This is a genomic window from Paenibacillus sp. FSL H7-0716 (assembly GCF_038002705.1).
GTDB lineage: Bacteria > Bacillota > Bacilli > Paenibacillales > Paenibacillaceae > Paenibacillus_AQ > Paenibacillus_AQ odorifer.
The window spans coordinates 1-19566 of sequence record NZ_JBBODA010000001.1; the positions used below are offsets into that span (position 1 = coordinate 1).

Below are 19566 nucleotides of genomic sequence, written 5' to 3' on the forward strand. Positions count from 1 at the left end.
TTCTGCTCTCCTCCGGTCGGGGGGCGGCCATGCGGGAAGGACAACCGCTGGCCCGGTCATCTTTTATCGTAGCTGCTTCGATCGATGATCGCGCTACACAGGGGGCAATTATGCTGGCAGCTGAGATAGAAGAAGGACAACTGCTTACCTATCATGCAGACCGCATTACAGAAGAAGCGGATGTGTATTGGGATAAAGAAAGTGGGAGTGTGAAGAAACGTCGTCGCACAATGCTCGGCGCGTTGGTCTTAAAAGAAACTTCACATGAAAGACCCTCCGCGGAAGAAACGGCAAACGTACTGTTAAGTGTCATCGCTACAGATGGCATTGAAACTCTACCATGGGAGAAGGGAACCTTACAGCTTCGCGAACGTTTGATGTTTATGCATGCCTTACGTTCAGATTGGCCGGATGTATCAGATGTTGCTTTAATTGCTACGTTGGAGGAATGGCTTTTGCCATATCTGCAAGGTATGAGGAACCTACGTGACCTTCAGCGTGTACCGTTAGCACGGGCGCTTGAGGGGATGTTGGACTGGAATCAGCGACAGATGCTGGAAAAGGAAGCACCTACACATATATCTGTTCCCAGTGGCTCGCGTGTGCCCGTAGATTATACTAATTCTGCTGCCCCAGTATTGGCAGTAAGATTGCAAGAGATGTTTGGACAGCTGGACACACCTCGAATTGGAGGGGGAAAGGTGCCGGTATTGCTGCATCTTTTGTCACCAGCTAGACGGCCTGTGCAGGTAACCTCTGATCTAGCAAGTTTTTGGCGGGGGACCTATTTTGAGGTCAAAAAAGATCTGAAAGGACGGTACCCGAAGCACTATTGGCCAGATGACCCATTACAGGCTATTCCGACTAATCGTACACGTCCCGTAAAATAATTTATGGTTACATATGCTCTTGAAATTTTTCCTTAGATGTTTGGTCTCCCGTTTAAAGGGTAATTACTAGCGAAGACAATTACTAAGGAGGGCTTCAAGTGACTAAAAAAATCGTAGGTATTTTCGACACAGAACAAGAAGCAACCAGAGCAATTGAAGGACTTCACAATCAAGGATTTAGTAATGATGAAATATCAGTAATCACACGTGATCGTGATGAGCTTAGAAACATCTCAGAGGATACAGGCACAAAAGCTCCAGAAGGAGTAGCAACAGGCGCTGCTACAGGTGGTGTAGTTGGCGGCGTTGCCGGACTATTAGCAGGGATCGGAGCATTGGCGATTCCGGGGATTGGACCGATCCTGGCGGCAGGGCCTATAGTTGCAACCCTTACAGGTGCAGCAGTTGGTGCGGGCGCAGGTGGATTAGTCGGCGGCTTGATCGGACTCGGTATTCCGGAGGATGAGGCTAAAGAGTATGAAGGTTATGTGGAAAGCGGCAAAATCCTTGTACTAGTCGATGATAATGGACGCGGCTATCAAGCGCATGATGTGTTCCGCGGTAACCGCTCACTGAATACTCAGCGTTACGAAGGCGTCTATAACGAAGACACTAGACTAGGAAATTCGATGGCTAACAGAGCGGATCGGACGGCTGAAGTCTACAACCGCGATAAAATATAAACATTATCATAACCTGCTTTAAAAGCGGTAAAAGGTTACAAGGAGCGATTCTCCGATTAATGGAGAATCGCTCCTTTTGTATTTATAGTCCATCGCGCCTCCCGTAATCCCCCTTTTCTCATACTCTTCTGAGGGGTACGGACCCAGATGACGCTATTTGCTAATTTTTGCTCTTTGCAGCAGGATTTCGGACTCCATGGACGCTATTCTATAGAATGAGGCTCTAATTTGCTGTTTTTTTTGCCAATAGCTGCAATGGGGTCCGATAGGGTTCCAAATATTGAATAATATTGCGTTTAAGATCCCCTGTGTCCTTTGCTACTATGTACCTGCATCGTTACGCAGTGTCCTTATGCTGCTACGCACGTGCTGTCTTTGTACTGCAATGTATGCGTACCTGATCACTGTGTCCTTATGCTAGAGGTGCATCGTTCCGCTGACGTACATGCACCGTTCCCTAGAGTCCTTTTGCTATTACATACGTGCATCGTTCCACTATGTTCTTATATTGCTACGTAAGCGCACCCGAACTCTGTGTCCTTATCCTACTGAGCATAAGCCCACGGTTTTGCTGCTACGAAATCCTCCCGTTCACAGCGCCCTTATGTTTGCTAAGCACATGCCCCGTTCCGGAGTGTCCTTATGTGCTGCTACCTGCACGATCTTAATCAAGGATGCGAAGCATGCGGACGAAAGAATCAGCTGCTACGGATAACCTCATATCGCGATGGATTGCGAAACCTATATTCCGGGGGGGAGGGGGATCATCTAATTGCAACTCGAAAAGTTCTCCTTTTTGAATCTCATCAATTACAAAAGAACGGCTAATAAAGGCTACCCCGTAACCAAGTCTTGCGAATTCAGAGAGTAAATCGATGCTGCCCAGCTCTATATCTGGTTTAACGGACAATCCCTTACTAGCAAACCAATGATCAACAAACAGTCTGGTGCTGCTTTCTGGGGATAATAAAATAAAAGGTAACTCTGCAAGTTCTTTTGCCGTAAGCGAACGGTTTGCCAGTTCCTGAAAGGCTCGTCCCACTACAAAACAATCCTCAAGGGTGGCAAGCGTCTGAATATTCAATTGTGGATCGTCAATAGGCATATGGACGAGCGCACAGTCTATTTCGCCTTCTTTCAAACGTTTGGTGATCTCATGCGTTTTTCCGTGTGATAGCCGAATTCGTATGCCGGGATATTGTTTGTGGAATGCGTTCAATTGCGGCAGCAAAAGATTTTTTATGAGGGAATCACTCGCTCCGATCCGAACCTCTCCCTCATTTAACTGCTTTAGATTGTGAAGATGCTTTTGTGCAGAATCCAGCATGACTAAAGAGGGCTCAACATATTCCAATAACGCCCGTCCTTCCTCAGTTAGCTCTACACCTTTAGATAAACGATGAAATAATTTGAGACCTAAAGAATCCTCCATTTGTTTAATGGCATAACTTACGGATGGCTGTGTAATATGCAATTCATTTGCAGCTTTAGTTAGATTTTTGTAACGAGCCGTATATAAAAAAATGCGATACCATTCAAGGTTAAAAAATTTGATATAGATCACCTCTATGACAGTCTATTGAAAATGTGATTTCATTAATTGCAACAATCTTATTATAATTTGGATATATAAATAATAAAAGAGTCGGCAATGGAGGTTTGAATATTATGGCAGGTAACACATTTGGAGAAGTATTCAAGATTACTACCTTTGGAGAGTCACATGGTGCAGCGGTTGGGGTCATAGTGGATGGGGTTACACCTAATGTTGAAATTGATGAAGCATATATTCAGAAACAGATGGATAGAAGGAAACCAGGACAGTCCTCAGTAACTTCACCGCGTAAGGAATATGATGTGGTGCAAATACAATCAGGAATATTCGAAGGGAAAACAACCGGAACTCCACTCTTCGTAGTCCTGTACAATAAAGATATGAAACCGGAAGCCTATAACGATATTCAGCATTCATTTAGACCCGGCCATGCGGATTTTACTTTTTTGCAGAAATACGGAATTCGCGATCATAGAGGCAGTGGGCGGGCATCTGGCAGGGAAACAGCGGCAAGAGTAGCTGGCGGAGCGATCGCTCGGAAACTGCTCGAAAAAAGAGGGGTTGAGGTACTGGCCTACACGCAAGAGGTCGGCGGGATTAAGTGTCAAACCTTTAATGAAGATGTTATTGAGCAAAATGCAGTCCGCGCCTGTGATGCTATGGCTGGAGCTGAAATGATAAAAAAAATTGAACACTTAGCTTCGATTGGAGACAGCTGCGGAGGTATCGTGGAGTGTCGGATTAGGGGGGTTATTCCGGGTCTTGGAGAACCCGTATTTGATAAATTGGATGCAGAGTTAGCTAAAGCGATGTTATCTATTGGTGCCGTAAAAGGAATAGAGTTTGGAGCTGGATTCGAAGCGGCCTCTATGCTTGGAAGTGAACATAATGACGCGATGAATAAGGGAGGATTTCTTAGTAACCATTCCGGTGGGATTATAGGCGGAATTAGCACAGGAGAAGAGATTATTTTTCGAATAAGTGTAAAGCCTACATCCTCGATTTCTGTTACTCAACAGACCATAAACACGAATGGTGAAGAAGTAGAGATTAAAACGGAGGGCAGACATGATCCATGTATTTGTCCGAGAATCGTGCCGGTTGTTGAAGCAATGGCTTGCTTAGTATTAGAAGATCTTTATAAAAGACAAGCTGCTATTTTTGGATGAAACACTATTTAAAATGAAACAACTTAAAGACTGCACCTCTTTGCAATAAGCTGTGAGGTGCAGTCTTTTTTGCATATGTGGTATCATATGGATAATCATTCAAATTATGCTTTATCTCTAGCTATGCCATAGTTACAGTACAGCGAAAAGGAGGGAATAGATGAGAATCTTTGTTGCAGGTGCTGCAGGTGTGATTGGACGGTCATTGCTTCCTAAGTTACTACAAGCGGGGCATGAGGTTATCGGTCTGACCCATAAAGAAGAAAACAAAAGAATCCTTGAGAGCATAGGGGCACAAGCGGTAATCGCGGATGTGTATGAGCGTGAGTCTATATTTGCGGCTATTTATGCAGCTCAACCTGAAGTGGTAATTCATCAGCTGACTTCACTAAGTCAGCGGAATTTTGCAGATAATTCAAGGATAAGAATAGAAGGAACACGAAATATTGTCGATGCTTCGATGGCAACCGGTGTTAAACAGATTATTGCCCAAAGTATCTCTTGGGCTTATGAAGCTGGTGAGGGACCTGCCACGGAGAATACTCCATTAGATACTAATGCTTCTGAATCCCGGATGAGAACCATTGACGGTATTCGCTCCCTTGAAAAAGCAGTTGCAGAAATTCCTAATCATGTGATTTTGCGATACGGAATGTTGTACGGCCAAGGGACGTGGTATGATACTGCGGGATTAATGACAGAAGAAATTCGACAAGGGAGACTGACTGCAACAGAAGCAGTTACGTCATTCCTTCATGTGGAGGATGCAGCTAAAGCGGCGGTTCTTGCTCTAAACTGGCCTTCTGGTCCAGTTAATATTGTGGACAATGAACCTGCGCGAGGAATAGATTGGGTGCCTGTTTTTTCTGAAACCTTGGGAGTTCCTAAACCTCCTTTGCATATGGGCAGAGAAGGCTGGGAACGGGGGGCGTCCAATACAAAAGCTCGAATGGATTACGGATGGAGTCCATCATACCCATCATGGAGGTCAGGTTTTGCTCAGAGCTTGAAAGGTTAGCGATGAATCCAAACATGTACAAGGAGAGATGACATGAGTAAATTAAAGAATTTTTCTTTAGTAGTCGTGAATTTGATTGCTGATCTATGGTTTGGAATCGTTCGAAAACCAGAGTTTTATGATAAACACACCGTTACAAGAACAAAGAAAGGGTATGTCCTGTTTGTATCTATGGCAGGCATTATCGCAGTGGGTTCAGCTTTTTGGTTATACTCGAGAATATATTAGAAAAAGGCTGCCCATTGGCGGTCTTTTTTTTGGATATTGGACGTCAGAAAGCTAGAATGTTATGTTATTGCTTAATAGATGGTTAAAAATTGAATTTTTAAAAGAGGAAGCTTCCAATGAATTCTTCTACACCGAACCAACATGTGTTCACTTATTCTCAACAATCCATAGTAGCCTCTCGGTCACCATTTCAAAGCAGGCTCCTTATTATGTTCAGCGCATAAGATTAATATCTAAACTCATGGATGAAAATCGCGCCAAATTGATGCTTATTGCCGCCTCAGCTGGATTCGGAAAAACGACACTTGCAGCTAAATGGGCTCGCACTCATTCCGATGAGGTTGCATGGTTGTCACTGGAAAACCTCCGCTGCATCTTCCACATACCCCATTGCTTTTAACATTTTAGCTTGCAAAACAACCCCTGGCACCCACACGCTTCGAGGAATTACACATGACAAGCGCTTTGTCCAGTTGCACGTTTGCATCTTTAAGATGATTCCGTTCATAGAAAAGATCCGCCAAAAATACAAAACCATGTCCTTGTAACGCAAAATGAAGCAACGTTCTTCTTACTTCTGAGGTAGATACTTTAGCGGATAAATAAGCCATTTTGTTCACCGGGAATACGAACAAATCACACTCGCGCGTATGCTGGTGGTACGTCAAGCTTTTAGTGAGGTAATACCTTGGTTGAACAAACTGCTGAGTGAGGCTAGACGAACGGATCGAATTGGCAGCCAGATGGAGATCTTGTTACTACTTGCTATATCTTATGAAATTCTCAGAAAAGATAATCAAGCCTACGAGGTTCTAGAACAGGCCCTTGAACTCGCTGAGCCAGAGGGTTATATCCGTATTTTTCTTGATGAAGGACAACCACTTATACGATTACTACAACACTGGTTAACTGCCAAGAGAGCAGCTTCCGGACATGATTATGTAAGTCAATTGATTCAGTCTTATCAGAGCGAGCAGATAGATAACGTCAATACTATAAATATTCATTTTACAAAAAGAGAACTAGAACTCATGCATCACATCATCGATGGACTTTCAAATGATCAGATTGCTCGTCAATTATTCCTTTCTCCGGGAACTGTTAAAAGATATATTCACGATATTTATCAAAAGTTAGAGGTTAAAAACCGGGTACAAGCCGTTTCTAAGATAAAAGAAAAGCATTGGCTTTAAATCGGCAAAAGATTAATGTAACAGTTTATTACCAAACATTTACTTTAAGAAGTGATACTATGGAATACAGAAGGTGATAGGACTTGAGGGGGAAATGTAAATGCAATTAATGGCATGGTCTGATTACGAGATTTCATATGACTTAAATAATGATTATTCTATTCGTAAGGCAGAGTCGGAAGAATGGGGACTGTATTGTTCCATTTATTATAATATGCAATATAATGGTTTTTTTAAAGAAGAAAGGTTCAATTCTGCCCAAAGAAACGCTTTTTGGATCTATAAAGGCGAGTCTAAAATAGGTGGAGTAAGGATGTCGCCTAATCGGATATATCATTTATTTGTTATCCCACCTTTTAATGATACATTTGTGGTGCTGAAGCTATTAAAAAAGCTTTTGATTTATTGGTCAGATAGAACAAAACCTATAAAAACCTTCGAGGTTCTGCCAGACCAGGTTCAATTATTTGCGCGGGCAGGGTTTTGGCCTGATGAGTTCAGATGCCGTTGGATGCACCGTCCTACAGATCATTTTGAGGTCGAATGGAACGAAGAGTTAAGGATTGAAAGTCCTCAGATCGATGATAATGGTATGGGCGCTAAACGATTTATTCTTGAAGAACAGATCGCCGAATGTAACTATGCGAGCTTTGATGGAAGTCTTGAGGCAACAAGGAGAAAGAAATTCTCTTATGAAGATTTTATCCCAAGTGAAGAACCAAATTATACAAATGAAGTATTACTTACAGCGTCCACGCTTGTGTATGATAAGAAATCGGGACAGCTAATTGCGAATTGTCTCTTGGGTTTACAAGATGATTACGCAGCAGTTTACAGTATTGGTGTAATACCTGCTTACAGAGGAAAAGGGATTGCTACACGGATGTTGAAAAGAGGACTTAATCTCCTGAAGGATAAGTATCCGATCCTAAGGTTATATGTCATGGAAGGTAATGACGCGGAGTCTGTTTATTTAAATCTAGGATTTGTCCCTGGAGTACAAGAGATACAGAGTATGTATATTCCTATGCACGATTAAGAAAGGCTGCCAGGTGGCAGCCTTTTTATTCGTTAACTAGGCATGAGAGGTAATAGGAAACATGAAATGTTGAGGGAGTTCTTTTAATAGCGGACGTATAAATAAGGTATCTTCACTCTGTGAAATTAATTCTGCCTTAACTTGATCGATTGGATAATCTGGTGTGAAATAAAAATGTATAACCTCAGTTTCCGGAGAAATAATGCTTTTCAATACTGTGTTGATATCAAAACTTGTTGTACTGATAATATCAAAAATATGAAGCTGATGATCCTCATGTTTAAAGATCACAATAACGTCAGCCTCTTTAATATAATAAAAGGAATCATGAAAAGGAAGAATAAAATAAAACAGCAGCTGATGTTCATTATTTATCACACTTAGCGCGGAGGATACTGGTGTTCTTTTGACTGCAAAATTTTTGATCATGCTAAAATCAACGGGGTTACCTATAGATAAAGGCCGCACAGAGTAGGTTGTAGTTGGCTGATTGCTAAGATGAGCAACGTTAAGTGAAAAGCTGCTTTCTTGCATGCGTTCAAACCCGAATTTAGGATAAAAATCCAAAGCGCGCTCATTAGCAAATAAGTAGAGGAAGTCGTATTCATGTTCGTACTTAGCGATAATGTGGTCTATTAATTTTCGGGATAAACCTTGCATACGATAATCAGGATGTGTCATCACCGTCCCAATTTGGATGGCGTTGTATTCTTTTTTGTTGATGAGAATAGTCATTTTATTAATAGATGCATTCGCAATGACATGATCTTCATCGATAAAGGAATAACAAATATATTTGTCATTCCAGCCCCCATGTTCATACCAAGGTTTAAAATCAATGCCAAAGATCGAATGGGCTAAAGAATTGAAGCTAAGCTTATATTTATCGATGTGTTTATAATCGCTAATCAATTGATATTCATTCATAGAATATACCTCTATTTCAGATGATTTTGGAATTCGCATTTTATGAATATATAATACTATGCTTTTTAACCGTAAAGTTGATTTTAAAAATACTATACCAATATAATCCTGTAGATGTGTTATCATAATCTCTAAATTATTAACTCGGAGGTATAAGATGAGAGAGATAGATTACAGTCATTATTTTTGGCAGGATGAGAAAATAAGACTAAGATCCGTTCAGGAAGAGGATTGGGAAGGTCATTACATCAACCGTTTCGATACACCAGCGCGGCGACTTTTAGAGTGTACTGTTGAACTACCACCTACCATTGCTGAATCTCGAAAATTTGTAGAAACATTTGCAGAATTCTCATCACAGCGGCTGATGTTTACGATCGAAAATCTGAATGGTGAATATGTGGGTGGAGTAAATCTTAATAGCATAGACGAGAAAAATGGTACGTTCAGTATAGGCGTGCAAGTGGATAGAGACCATCGAGGTAAGGGGTATGGGACAAGAGCTATCAACATCCTGTTGAAGTATGCTTTTTTGGAGCTTAGACTAAACAAGTTTAACGAATGTGCGCTCGAAGGTAACGAACCCTCAACAGCTATGCTTAGAAAAGTGGGCTGTGTCCAAGAAGGCGTGCGCCGGAAAGTAATTTATACAAATGGACAGTATTTAGACTTACTGTTGTTTGGATTGACGAAGGATGAATTTATGGAGAAAAACGCTATGAAATAGTGATTAGAGAGGTTACTTGGAAAGCGATTCTTCAATACATGGAGGATCGCTTTTTTGTGTTTTGTTTTGTGGATCGATGTTCTATTGAAGCTTGCGGACCCAGAAGACGCTATTTGCATATTTTTTGCTTTTTCAGAGTAGTTTCGGACACCAGTGCAGCTATTCCTCAAGAATCGCTGTATATATGTTACTTTTTATGCCAATAGCATCCATGGGGTCCGATAGGACAGGAAAAGTGGGGAAAAGCAGCGAATAGGGTCAACTGGGTCCGATAGTGGCTCGAACGAGTAAACTTGATCAAACTAAACTGATCAAATTAAACAAAAAATGGGAGGGCGTGCAGAAGCATGTGGGTCCAGAAGGAGTTTGTATCATGCAGAAGTATGTGGGCCTACTTCTTCGAGGATCATTCTACGAAATCAACGATGTACAACCATTTATTCCGTACTTTCATCATATGAAAAATTCACAATAGAAAACCACAAAAACCACACTCTCCCTACTCACATCAACATAAATCATCCTACATACCACCAAATATCTATAAACAACGGAATAAGTGAACCCTCTACCAAATTTCAGGTTGTGAAAGTTGGAAAATAGTGCTTATACTAGAGTAATAGAAGGAAAGATTAGCCAACAACATTTACAACATGAGGAGGGTTTATATGGCGTTTATGATTGCTCAACGAGCGTTTATCAAAGTGTATCTTATAACAATGGTAGAACAACACCGCGGTTACGGATATCAAATGCTGGAGGATTTACGTCGGGATTTCAAAGCCCATGGTTATTCCCCTCCACAGAGTGAAATCTATCGCGCCCTGCATGAGCTGGTGCAGCAAGGGATTTTATATCGAACCAAGCAGCTGAAAGGCAATGATCCTAAAGTGGATTTTCAAGAAATCGTACTTTACCATTTCACCTCAGATGGAGAAGAGAAAGCAAAGTTATATAAAAAGCAGGTAAAGACGGATCTTGACCGCTGCTTAGGCATTTTGAATAAAGCTGTTGTGGACAACTATTAGAACTGCAACTATAGTAATATTTTCAGGATGCTCTCACCCTGTTATAATGGTTACTGCCGGATGATTGCAGTATATACTTGGAGGTAGCAAAAGATGGATGAACATATGAAACGCCGGTTAGACAAACAGCGGAAGCTGTTCAGTCAACTAGGCATCACATTAGACGCTCTAACCATACATGAAAAAGAATTCAGCATGAAGCTGCGTGGCTACGATGCGGAGGAAGTAGATACATTTCTGGACAGCGTAATCAAAGATTACGAACGTTTCTATGCGACGATAGCTGATCTGATGGATAAATGGCAAGAGCAGCAGCTGGAAATGCGGGAATTAAAGGCAGAAACAAAAACAGAGATTATCCAGGTTCCTGTTTCCCGAGGCATTGATCCAAAAGAATTGGAAGAGGTTATTCTGAGGCTTGAAACTAACGTCCGCCAGCTTAAAGATAAGCTTCCTCGCATGGAAGAGTTTTTATAAGGCGCTGTTTGGGATAATGGGAGCTCCGCTTGACATTTCTAAATTTACCATTGACGAGTTAGCAGTTCATGAATTATGATATGTTCATAAATGATCATTTATATTTTAGTGGCGTGTTACCGTTAAGGGCATGAGCCAAGAATTGTCTTTATTTCCATTAGACAATTCTTGGCTTTTTTTGTTCCAATTTGACGATAATTAGGGAGAGGAGTGATGAGCTTGTCGCGAGAGATCGAGCAATTTCAAGTACAGCGTGTAATTGGGAATAACGTTGTAATGGTTCAGGGAAGCAAAAACGGGAAGGAATATGTCATCATTGGCAAAGGTATTGGATTTGCAGTGAAGGGTTCTGGTGTGATCGAAGGGAATGATGCTCGGATTGAGAAGTTGTTTCGTCTAGAAGATCGCGAAGCCTGGAGCCAATATCAAGTTTTGCTGGAAGATATAGATCCTAAGGTAATGAAAATAACTGATGAGATAATTGCAGATATCCAAAGTCAATTTCCTGACAAGTTAAACGACAAGATTTATCTGGCACTCCCGAGCCACATACAGTTCACCATCTACCGTCTGCGCAACGGGATGGATATTATTAATCCGTTTTTGCAAGAAACCAAAATGTCATTTCCGAAGGAATTTGAGATCGCTTACAAGGCATCGGAGAAAATCAATGCTGAATTTCAAGTGCAAATCCCCGAAGATGAGATTGGATTTCTTACTTATCATGTGTATTCAGCAGTCAATAATGTATCGGTTGGTCAGTTAGTCAAGGCCTCTAATATTGTCAATGAGCTTCTAGACATGATTCAGCAAGAACGAAAGATAACTTTTGAGCACGGCAGTATGAATCATATCCGGTTAATGATCCACTTGCGTTTTTCGCTGGAACGTATTTTAAAAGGATCACTAATAGATAATCCCTTTGTGAAACATATTAAGAAAGAATACAAAGAGGAATACAAGCTGGCTAAAAAGCTCGGTAAAGTAATGCAAAGGTCGCTTGAGGTCGAAATTCCGGAAGAAGAACTATGTTTTCTAGCCATGCATTTGCACCGGTTATTTCAGACCTTAGTGAAATCAAATTAACATCTTAAGAGGAGTGGAGCATATGTTTTCCAAATGGAAATCAAAAAAAGAAGAGAAACATACTGAACATACCATCGAAATCATGGCACCAATCAGCGGGGAGTCAGTTCCACTAGCACAGGTTCCGGATGAAACCTTTGCTGGCGGTCATATGGGTAACGGAATTGCAATAAAACCATCTGAAGGAATTTTGAAAGCGCCTTTTGACGGTAGGGTTGCTCATATCGTGAAATCGAGTCATGCAGTCATTCTGGAACATTCCTCCGGTATGCAATTGCTATTACATATCGGAATCGATACTGTCAGCCTCAAGGGCAACGGTTTTGTCAGTCATATAACCTCTGGAGATCAAGTAAAAGCAGGTCAAACTCTAATCGAATTTGATCTGGACGTAATTCGCGCGGCAGGTTGTGACACAATTTCGCCTGTAATCGTGACCAGTACAGAGGAGAATCCACCTCAAGTAAGCGGACATTATGGTCAGGTTACAGCAGGACAGGATCTGATTCTTACCGTGGCTTCAAAGTAATTGGTTTATAGAGCACTACTACTATTGAACCGAAAGGATGATTTTAAATGTTGGCTTTTCTACAAAAATTAGGTAAGTCGTTAATGCTTCCTGTTGCAACCATGCCGGCGGCAGCTATTCTTCAAGGGTTTGGTTTGCTTAACTACGAAAAAGATATTCCGCTAGGAGCGACCATTGGTGGATTTCTAAATCAATACTTTGCTCCATTTCTAAACGCCGGAGCGAATGCGATCTTCGGTAACCTAGCCTTAATCTTCGCGGTAGGGGTTGCCATTGGATTTGCCGGTGACGCCGTAGCAGCTTTGTCAGCTGTAATATCGTACATGGTACTGACTAAGATTCTGCTTATCGTACCGCTTCAATTCTCTTTCATCAATGATGATGTTGTATTGAACATGGGTGTGCTTGGTGGTATTTTTGCCGGTGCTTGGGCAGCGTTCTTATACAAGAGATATCACAATATAAAAATGCCTGATTGGCTTGGATTTTTTGCAGGTAAACGTTTTGTTCCAATCATTACGGCAGCTTCTATGATGGTTCTTGCTGTATTTGTGGGTATGATCTGGAGTCCGATACAAGATGTTATCAGTGACTTCGGGAACTGGGTTGTGTCACTGGGGGCTGTTGGAGCATTCATCTTCGGTACAGCTAACCGCTTGCTGATTCCGTTCGGTCTTCACCACGTGCTTAATACGATTGCTTGGTTCCAAATTGGTGATTTTACGAATGCAGCTGGTGAACTGGTGCATGGTGACTTGTATCGCTTCTTCGCTGGAGATAAAACTGCTGGGATGTTTATGACTGGATTCTTCCCAATTATGATGTTTGCGCTTCCAGGGGCAGCACTTGCATTTATTCATACAGCTAAACCGGAAAAACGTAAAATGGTTGCTTCCATCTTCATCGGTTCTGCCATTGCTTCTTTCTTAACAGGGATCACTGAACCACTTGAGTTCTCCTTTATGTTCGTAGCACCACTCTTGTACGGAGTTCATGCTTTATTAACAGGATTCTCCATGGCCTTGATGTACATTTTAGATGTTAAGCTTGGTTTTGGTTTCTCCGCAGGTTTGATCGATTATCTTGTAAACCTGAAACTGTCTACTAATGCATGGATACTTATTCCTGTGGGTCTTGGATTCTTCGTCTTGTATTATGTACTATTCCGCTTTATTATCTCATTGTTCAAGCTAAAAACACCTGGACGTGAAGATGATGAGGAAGAAAGCCTGTTAGCACCACCTGGAGGTAATGGAACGCCTTCATCATCTTCTAAAGCTGCTCAAATTCTTGAGAACATCGGCGGTCCATCAAACATCCGCAATATCGATGCATGTATCACACGTCTTCGTCTGATTGTTAATGACGAAAAAGCCGTGAAAGATTCCGCATTGAAACAGCTCGGAGCTTCCGGTGTCATGAGACTGGGTCAAGGGGCTGTGCAGATCGTATTTGGTCCAAAATCAGAGCAAATTAAAGATGATATTCAAAAACTGTTATAACTAAATTAACCATGTTGAAATCATTAAACAGGGCTGGTTCTCATACCAGTCCTGTTTTTTTTGCTGTGTCCAGAGATAAAGGGTTGCTTTATAGATAATGCCTAGTATAATACTTGGTATAAGTAAGCAAAGGAGTCGGTACACATGTCAGTCGATGATTATCTGGATCTTTTAAATTACGCCAAGGCGATTAAAGATGGGCAGTGGCAGGCTGACATCATTGAGCGCTTAAAAAATCTTAGTGCAGCAGCGGAAAGTCCTCAGACACAAGAAGCAAGTGTAATAGAACTTTGGTCAAGGTTTGATGCCATTAACATAATGATCATGAAGCTGTTTGAGAAGCTACGGGAGAATGAACATTCAGAACAACAGTTTCAGTGGAAAGAGCAGCTCTGGGAGCTTAGGCTGGAACGGAGTATTTTATCTAAAAAGATTCTTAATCGTTACATTCGAATTAGGTAAACACTAGAAGGCAGTTTCCTTATTAATTTAGGGGCTGTCTTTTTTTTACGTAATCTTGATACAAAAATGCATTGAAAGTCGTCTTACTTATAGCTGCAGCTGATAAGGAGGATTTACAAGATGGAAATTCCGGAATCTGAAATTTTTAAAGCAATATTCTATGAACATTATCCTATTGTCAGACGTAAGCTGACCGCTTTGGTTCGTGATGAGTCGGCAGCAGATGATTTGGCACAAGAAGTTTTTCTGAGATTGTATCGTAACCCCCCAGATGATCCAGCAGCGCTCGGTGCCTGGCTTCATAGAGTCCTTACTCGTATTGGATATGATTATCTGGACAAAAAAGCAAGGGAACGGCGGCTGCAAAATAAACAAGAACAGCTATACGAAGTGGGGGAATCACCTCCTTCAGGAGAGGAAGTCTTAATCAGTAAGCTGGATCAGGAGGATGTTCATGAATGGTTGAACGAACTGCCTGACAGGGATAGACAAGCGCTTCTGCTTAGATACTCTGGTTATAGTTATGCGGAAATAGCAGGCGAGCTTGGTCTAAGACCTCCCGTAGTAGGGACATTACTGCACCGTGCAACCCAGAGGTTAAGACAAAATGCAGCAAAATCACTGTCTCAGACGGAATAACAAAACGAGATAAGCGAAGCTCCAAATTATTTAGGAGGGTTTACTAATGACTAAACAACCGCTAAATCAAGATCATAATAATCAACATACAGATGAAGCCTGGGTCAAATTGCAAAACAAGTTAGCGTCTGAGCCTGTAAGTCCCAAATGGTCTGTGTGGAGTCAGCAGTTGTCTGTGGATGATATGAAAGATGATGATAAAACAGATCCGCAAATAGACCAGCCTCAATCTGCGGATGACAATCCAACAGCAAATCGCCCATCCAAACGTCTTCGCATGAATCGTCGGCGTAAGTGGGGAGTAGCAGTGGCAGGTGCCGCTATCTTTGCGGTTATACTTGGAACTCCAGTAGGAAATACGGCTATGGCATCGCTGCTGAATCAGTTTCGGATGGAAGAAGTTACAGTGGTGAATGAAAATGATATCCGGGATATTTTTTATCAGGTAAATGAAAGTCAATCCATGAATGAAGCTATGAACAAATTTGGTGTGTTTACAAGTTCCTTTGGTTCAAATAAAGGGATTATTCCGCTAGATCAGGTGGAAGAGACTCTAGGTTTTACACTTCCAAGCGGAACTTTGCTCGAGAATGTGAAGAGCGCATATATAACCAATTCACAAGAAATAACCTTGAAGCTTAATATTGAAGCAGTTAATAAAGCAATGAAAAGATTGGGTGCAAAACAGCTTCTTCCAGAGGCCATAGATGGGAAAGAAATTAAACTAGATCTTTCGGAGATCGTGAATTATGATCTTTCGATGGATAATGATAAATGGGCTAATCTTACACAGACGAAGACTCCTTTAATTACGGTAGATCCAACTATAAAGGTTGATGAAGCTTTGGAAGCTATAATCGATTTTCCATTGCTGCCAGATTATCTGAAATCCAGCTTAAAGCAGAGCCGCATTTTATCGGGTGAAATTCCTCTGCCACTGGTAAAAGGCCTGAATACCGATCAAATAAAGATTAAAGATACTACGGTTCTACTGAATCAGAATGAATATAGTCAAGGGATTGTGTACTCGGCCGTTTGGGTACAGAACGGACAACTGTTTGATTTCAACGGAGGAAGCGTGTATACAGATAAAGCTGTATTTCTAGAGAAGCTAGGGGAGTTGATTGAATAATGACGGCGGCCGCAATAGAAGCGAAGTCTTTGACCAAAGAATATGATAACGGACGTGGTTGCCGTGATGTAACGATTACTGTTGGGAAAGGGGAAGCCTTTGGCTTCCTCGGCCCTAATGGTGCGGGGAAAAGTACCTTTGTCAAAATGCTGGTAGGTCTCATTCGTCCATCGAAGGGTAGTGCTACTCTATTTGGCCATAAGATCGGTTCACTTGAAGCCAAGTCCCAAATCGGATATTTACCGGAATTATATCGTTATCAAGAATGGCTTACGGGGGAAGAAGTAGTAAGACTGCATGCCAAGCTCTGCCGTGTAGAGCGATCTGTAGCCGACAAAAGAATTCCAGAGCTTCTAGCAGAAGTTGGAATTGGAAACCGTGGACGGGATCGTGTGAAACATTATTCCAAAGGGATGCAGCAGAGATTAGGGCTTGCTTGCGCTCTTGTAAACAATCCGGCCATCGTTTTTCTGGATGAGCCCTCATCGGCGCTAGACCCGATTGGACGTCAGGAAGTTCGGAATATTTTGCAGAGGCTAAAAGAGAAGGGAGTTACAATTTTTCTTAACTCTCATCTACTGGAGGATGTTGAACTCCTCTGCGACCGGATGGCACTGCTGAATAACGGAGTTATACTGCGGCATGGGAAAGTATCTGAGATCTTAAATAAGCGAACAAGCTGGCATTTTAAAGTGGGCGGTTTTACGCCTATTTTGTTGTCTTGGTTACAGGATAGCACTGAACTTCAGATCAAAGTTTCAGCGGATATCGGAGCTCAATCTGAAAAAGGCGCTTCAATCCCAGCTACATTGGAGAGTAGCACAGTTTGGCTGGAAGCGGAACTGGAGAATGAGGAGCAAGTAGGCTGGCTGAACACGTTAATTATTGAACAGGGTATGACATTATATGAAGTCTCACGGAAGCGAGAACGTCTGGAAGACTGGTTCATGAGTGCTGTATCCGGCTTAAGTCACAGAGGTGAACACGAATGAGAATAATCATAGGAATGACCTGGAAGGAATTGCTGCGAAAACGAGTAATGGTATTAACATTGCTAATGACCATTGTCTTTCTTATAGGATTTTGGTTTGTGGCAAATACGATCGGACAAAGTGGAATACCGAACAGAACAGATATTAGCAGTGGCGAGCATCTCTTAGCTAATTTTACAAATGGTGCTTTTATATTATCACTTGGATTCTTTTTTGGCGCGTTTGTACTCGCCTTTTTGGCGATCTTCAGTTCCTTCTCAGCTATTGCAGGTGAAGCGGAACAAGGGGTTATGCAGGCTTTACTGCCAAGACCGCTGCCGCGGTGGAAATGGTACACAGGTCGCTGGCTTGGATATGTGACGCTTGGGATCGGCTATGCCCTGATTTTATTTATTTCTATTTTATGGATTACTGAGATCCATGCCACCGTTCCTAGAGATGCCGTAGTCCTATTGAAATCATTTTTGTTATTCTCCTCTGTAGTGCCTTTGCTAATTACGATTTCTATGCTGGGTTCTGGATTCTTCTCAGCAGTGGGGAATGGTGTCTTTATGACAATGTTATATGGGGCAGGCTGGTTAGGCGGGATGATTGATAAGATCGGAGGATCGCTGAGATTAGAACCCGATGTTCTTGACACATTAAATAATTTGTCAGGAATGATGGCACTGCTTATGCCAGTGGATGGTTTACAGCGGAAAATGACCGCCGTCCTGTTCAGCGCTAATGAAATGAGTGGAATGATGGGATTGTTCGGCAGCATGAATGGATTGCTGGATTTTAATATGGTTCCGTCAAATATGTTTATTTTTTATGCGATAGGATATACCCTGTTAGCTTTTGTTATAGGTCTACTTCGCTTCGAGCGAAAAGACTTATAAAGGGGATGTTAATCCAAAAAGAGCCCTCTTGTCTCCTGATCGGGACATTTAGGGCTCTTTGAGTTGTGTAGCGGGAATCATTTCTTAATACCAAGCTCAATCCATTCGGTAGACCAGTTTCCAATTTCACCAAGTATAGGAGCAAGCGCTGTGCCTTTTGGAGTTAGAGAGTACTCAATACGTACTGGCATTTCGGGATATACAGTTCGCTCTATAATGCCTTCGGTTTCCATTTCCTTCAATCGGTCAGATAACACCTTGCCACTGAGATTGGACAGACAGCTCTCAATTTCACCAAAACGGCGTGGTCCTGGCATAAGCACGAAAACAATAAGCGCGACCCAACGTTTACTTAGCAAGTCTACCGCTTTTTCAAAGCGAGGACACATGTTGAAATCATTCATAATATCACCTCGACATTCATTATATCATAAACTTACATAAAGTAATTATAAATATTTAAAGATATATTATAACTTGACGAAGTTATATTACAATGATAAACTTACTTACAAATAGTTACTTATAATTTAACTAATATTTTATCCTTATGCTTAGCTCTATCTAAGCATTGATGAACAATGAGGAAGGTGTAATTATGATTAAACCAGAAATCACTTCTATTTTACAGAATAAAATCACGCGAATTCCTTTAGCAAATTCTACAAATATATTGGTTGGACCCATCACGTTACCGGTGAATTTAGACGGCGAGACCGTTGTTTTTAAATGGTACAACTGGCTGAATACAACGGATGCAGAGCTTCTTCAAGAGGATAGCAGTAAAGCAACGGCAGCTTTAATTTCACGTTTGCCATCCATGAACTTAGCAGAAGGACAACAATCCAGTGTGTTGGTATATGGCGATTTCGAAGGGTCTGAGGATGCATTGATCCGGATGCATAGCATCTGCCATACTGGCGATATTTTTGGCAGTAAACGTTGCGATTGCGGATTCCAGCTGCATCAATCCATGAAAATGATTGTTGAGCATGGCTCTGGGGCATTATTTTATCTCGCGAATCATGAAGGAAGAGGCATTGGCCTGTTCAGCAAATCTTTAGCGTATCTTTTACAGGAAGAAGGATACGATACAGTTGAGGCTAATTTAGAGTTGGGATTTGCTGACGATTCCAGAAACTACGAAGAAGCAATTAGTGTTCTGCAAACTTTACGTCACAAACCAGTGACACTGATCACGAATAATCCGAAAAAATTGGATGCGCTCAAGGCTGCAGGGATGAATGCTGTGAAGAGAGTAGCGTTATGGGGAGATGTATCTTCTTTTAACGAGAAATATTTGCGGACTAAAGTCGCTCGCTCAGGGCATTTAGAAGCTGTGAAGGACACCCATTCACTAAATGAAAGACTGGCTAAGTAAAGATTGAAGTAGTGCTTTTGCGCTTCTT

General features: G+C 41.7%; 23 protein-coding genes. 19 read left to right on the forward strand and 4 right to left on the reverse strand.

Going from position 1 to position 19566, the window contains the following annotated elements; genetic code table 11:
* Together MHH60_RS00005 and MHH60_RS00010 are read left to right on the forward strand one after the other, a co-directional pair.
* Nucleotides 1–890 (forward strand): ATP-dependent helicase C-terminal domain-containing protein (locus MHH60_RS00005; protein ID WP_341161104.1); only part of this gene is annotated, 890 nt, incomplete at its 5' end.
* Nucleotides 891–988: 98 nt separating this feature from the next.
* Nucleotides 989–1573 (forward strand): general stress protein, encoded by a 585-nt coding sequence (locus MHH60_RS00010; RefSeq protein ID WP_051491471.1) that lies wholly within the window; start codon nt 989–991, stop codon nt 1571–1573.
* A 664-nt stretch (nt 1574–2237) separates the two neighbouring features.
* On the opposite strand, the gene MHH60_RS00015 is transcribed toward MHH60_RS00010, so the two are convergent.
* Entirely contained in the window at nt 2238–3137 is a 900-nt protein-coding gene (locus MHH60_RS00015; RefSeq protein WP_256715110.1) for a LysR family transcriptional regulator, read from the reverse strand.
* 104 nt (nt 3138–3241) lie between these two features.
* Here MHH60_RS00015 and aroC point away from each other — a divergent pair, with 104 nt between their 5' ends.
* The 3 genes from aroC (at nt 3242) to MHH60_RS00030 (ending at nt 5543) form a co-directional block, all read left to right on the forward strand.
* On the forward strand, nt 3242–4297 hold the full coding sequence (gene aroC, locus MHH60_RS00020; RefSeq protein WP_076135210.1) for a chorismate synthase: 1056 nt from the start codon (nt 3242–3244) through the stop codon (nt 4295–4297).
* 160 nt (nt 4298–4457) lie between these two features.
* On the forward strand, nt 4458–5315 hold the full coding sequence (locus MHH60_RS00025) for an NAD-dependent epimerase/dehydratase family protein (RefSeq protein WP_076135208.1): 858 nt from the start codon (nt 4458–4460) through the stop codon (nt 5313–5315).
* Between the two features lie 33 nt (nt 5316–5348).
* Entirely contained in the window at nt 5349–5543 is a 195-nt protein-coding gene (locus MHH60_RS00030) for a hypothetical protein (protein ID WP_076135207.1), read from the forward strand.
* 404 nt (nt 5544–5947) lie between these two features.
* Here the strand turns inward: MHH60_RS00030 and MHH60_RS00035 are convergent, their stop codons facing one another.
* The gene (locus tag MHH60_RS00035; RefSeq protein ID WP_143766691.1) at nt 5948–6163 is read right to left on the reverse strand and encodes a hypothetical protein; all 216 of its coding nucleotides are present in this window, start codon (nt 6161–6163) and stop codon (nt 5948–5950) included.
* Here MHH60_RS00035 and MHH60_RS00040 point away from each other — a divergent pair.
* A complete protein-coding gene (locus tag MHH60_RS00040; protein ID WP_341041893.1) occupies nt 6146–6736 on the forward strand; it encodes a LuxR C-terminal-related transcriptional regulator in 591 nt (196 codons plus the stop codon). The genes MHH60_RS00035 and MHH60_RS00040 overlap by 18 nt on opposite strands.
* A 100-nt stretch (nt 6737–6836) precedes the next feature.
* A complete protein-coding gene (locus MHH60_RS00045) occupies nt 6837–7775 on the forward strand; it encodes a GNAT family N-acetyltransferase (RefSeq protein ID WP_076135202.1) in 939 nt (312 codons plus the stop codon).
* A gap of 36 nt (nt 7776–7811) precedes the next feature.
* Here the strand turns inward: MHH60_RS00045 and MHH60_RS00050 are convergent, their stop codons facing one another.
* Complete coding sequence (locus MHH60_RS00050) at nt 7812–8702, reverse strand: GNAT family N-acetyltransferase (RefSeq protein ID WP_076135201.1); 891 nt, start codon at nt 8700–8702, stop codon at nt 7812–7814.
* A 157-nt stretch (nt 8703–8859) separates the two neighbouring features.
* Here MHH60_RS00050 and MHH60_RS00055 point away from each other — a divergent pair, with 157 nt between their 5' ends.
* From MHH60_RS00055 to MHH60_RS00105, 11 genes are all read left to right on the forward strand, one after another.
* Complete coding sequence (locus MHH60_RS00055) at nt 8860–9429, forward strand: GNAT family N-acetyltransferase (RefSeq protein ID WP_076135199.1); 570 nt, start codon at nt 8860–8862, stop codon at nt 9427–9429.
* A 668-nt stretch (nt 9430–10097) separates the two neighbouring features.
* Entirely contained in the window at nt 10098–10457 is a 360-nt protein-coding gene (locus MHH60_RS00060; protein WP_036686667.1) for a helix-turn-helix transcriptional regulator, read from the forward strand.
* 93 nt (nt 10458–10550) lie between these two features.
* Nucleotides 10551–10934, forward strand: coding sequence for a DivIVA domain-containing protein (locus MHH60_RS00065; RefSeq protein ID WP_076135198.1), 384 nt, complete (start codon nt 10551–10553; stop codon nt 10932–10934).
* 213 nt (nt 10935–11147) lie between these two features.
* A complete protein-coding gene (locus MHH60_RS00070) occupies nt 11148–12020 on the forward strand; it encodes a PRD domain-containing protein (protein WP_076126156.1) in 873 nt (290 codons plus the stop codon).
* A 22-nt stretch (nt 12021–12042) separates the two neighbouring features.
* Entirely contained in the window at nt 12043–12549 is a 507-nt protein-coding gene (locus MHH60_RS00075) for a PTS sugar transporter subunit IIA (protein WP_076126158.1), read from the forward strand.
* A gap of 47 nt (nt 12550–12596) precedes the next feature.
* A complete protein-coding gene (gene nagE / locus MHH60_RS00080; protein ID WP_076135196.1) occupies nt 12597–14051 on the forward strand; it encodes an N-acetylglucosamine-specific PTS transporter subunit IIBC in 1455 nt (484 codons plus the stop codon).
* A 144-nt stretch (nt 14052–14195) separates the two neighbouring features.
* Nucleotides 14196–14513, forward strand: a complete 318-nt coding sequence (locus MHH60_RS00085) for a hypothetical protein (RefSeq protein ID WP_076135194.1) — start codon at nt 14196–14198, stop codon at nt 14511–14513.
* Nucleotides 14514–14633: 120 nt separating this feature from the next.
* Entirely contained in the window at nt 14634–15152 is a 519-nt protein-coding gene (locus tag MHH60_RS00090; RefSeq protein WP_076135192.1) for a sigma-70 family RNA polymerase sigma factor, read from the forward strand.
* Nucleotides 15153–15198: 46 nt separating this feature from the next.
* Nucleotides 15199–16284, forward strand: a complete 1086-nt coding sequence (locus MHH60_RS00095) for a DUF4179 domain-containing protein (RefSeq protein WP_076135191.1) — start codon at nt 15199–15201, stop codon at nt 16282–16284.
* Nucleotides 16284–17276, forward strand: a complete 993-nt coding sequence (locus tag MHH60_RS00100) for an ABC transporter ATP-binding protein (RefSeq protein ID WP_076135189.1) — start codon at nt 16284–16286, stop codon at nt 17274–17276. Before MHH60_RS00095 ends, MHH60_RS00100 begins: the two co-directional genes overlap by 1 nt.
* Entirely contained in the window at nt 17273–18157 is an 885-nt protein-coding gene (locus tag MHH60_RS00105) for an ABC transporter permease (RefSeq protein WP_076135188.1), read from the forward strand. Before MHH60_RS00100 ends, MHH60_RS00105 begins: the two co-directional genes overlap by 4 nt.
* Before the next feature lie 77 nt (nt 18158–18234).
* Here the strand turns inward: MHH60_RS00105 and MHH60_RS00110 are convergent, their stop codons facing one another.
* A complete protein-coding gene (locus tag MHH60_RS00110) occupies nt 18235–18561 on the reverse strand; it encodes a winged helix-turn-helix transcriptional regulator (RefSeq protein ID WP_036686688.1) in 327 nt (108 codons plus the stop codon).
* 194 nt (nt 18562–18755) lie between these two features.
* On the opposite strand from MHH60_RS00110, the gene MHH60_RS00115 reads away from it, so the two are divergent.
* Nucleotides 18756–19538, forward strand: coding sequence for a GTP cyclohydrolase II (locus MHH60_RS00115; RefSeq protein ID WP_036686690.1), 783 nt, complete (start codon nt 18756–18758; stop codon nt 19536–19538).
* Nucleotides 19539–19566: the final 28 nt, after the last annotated feature.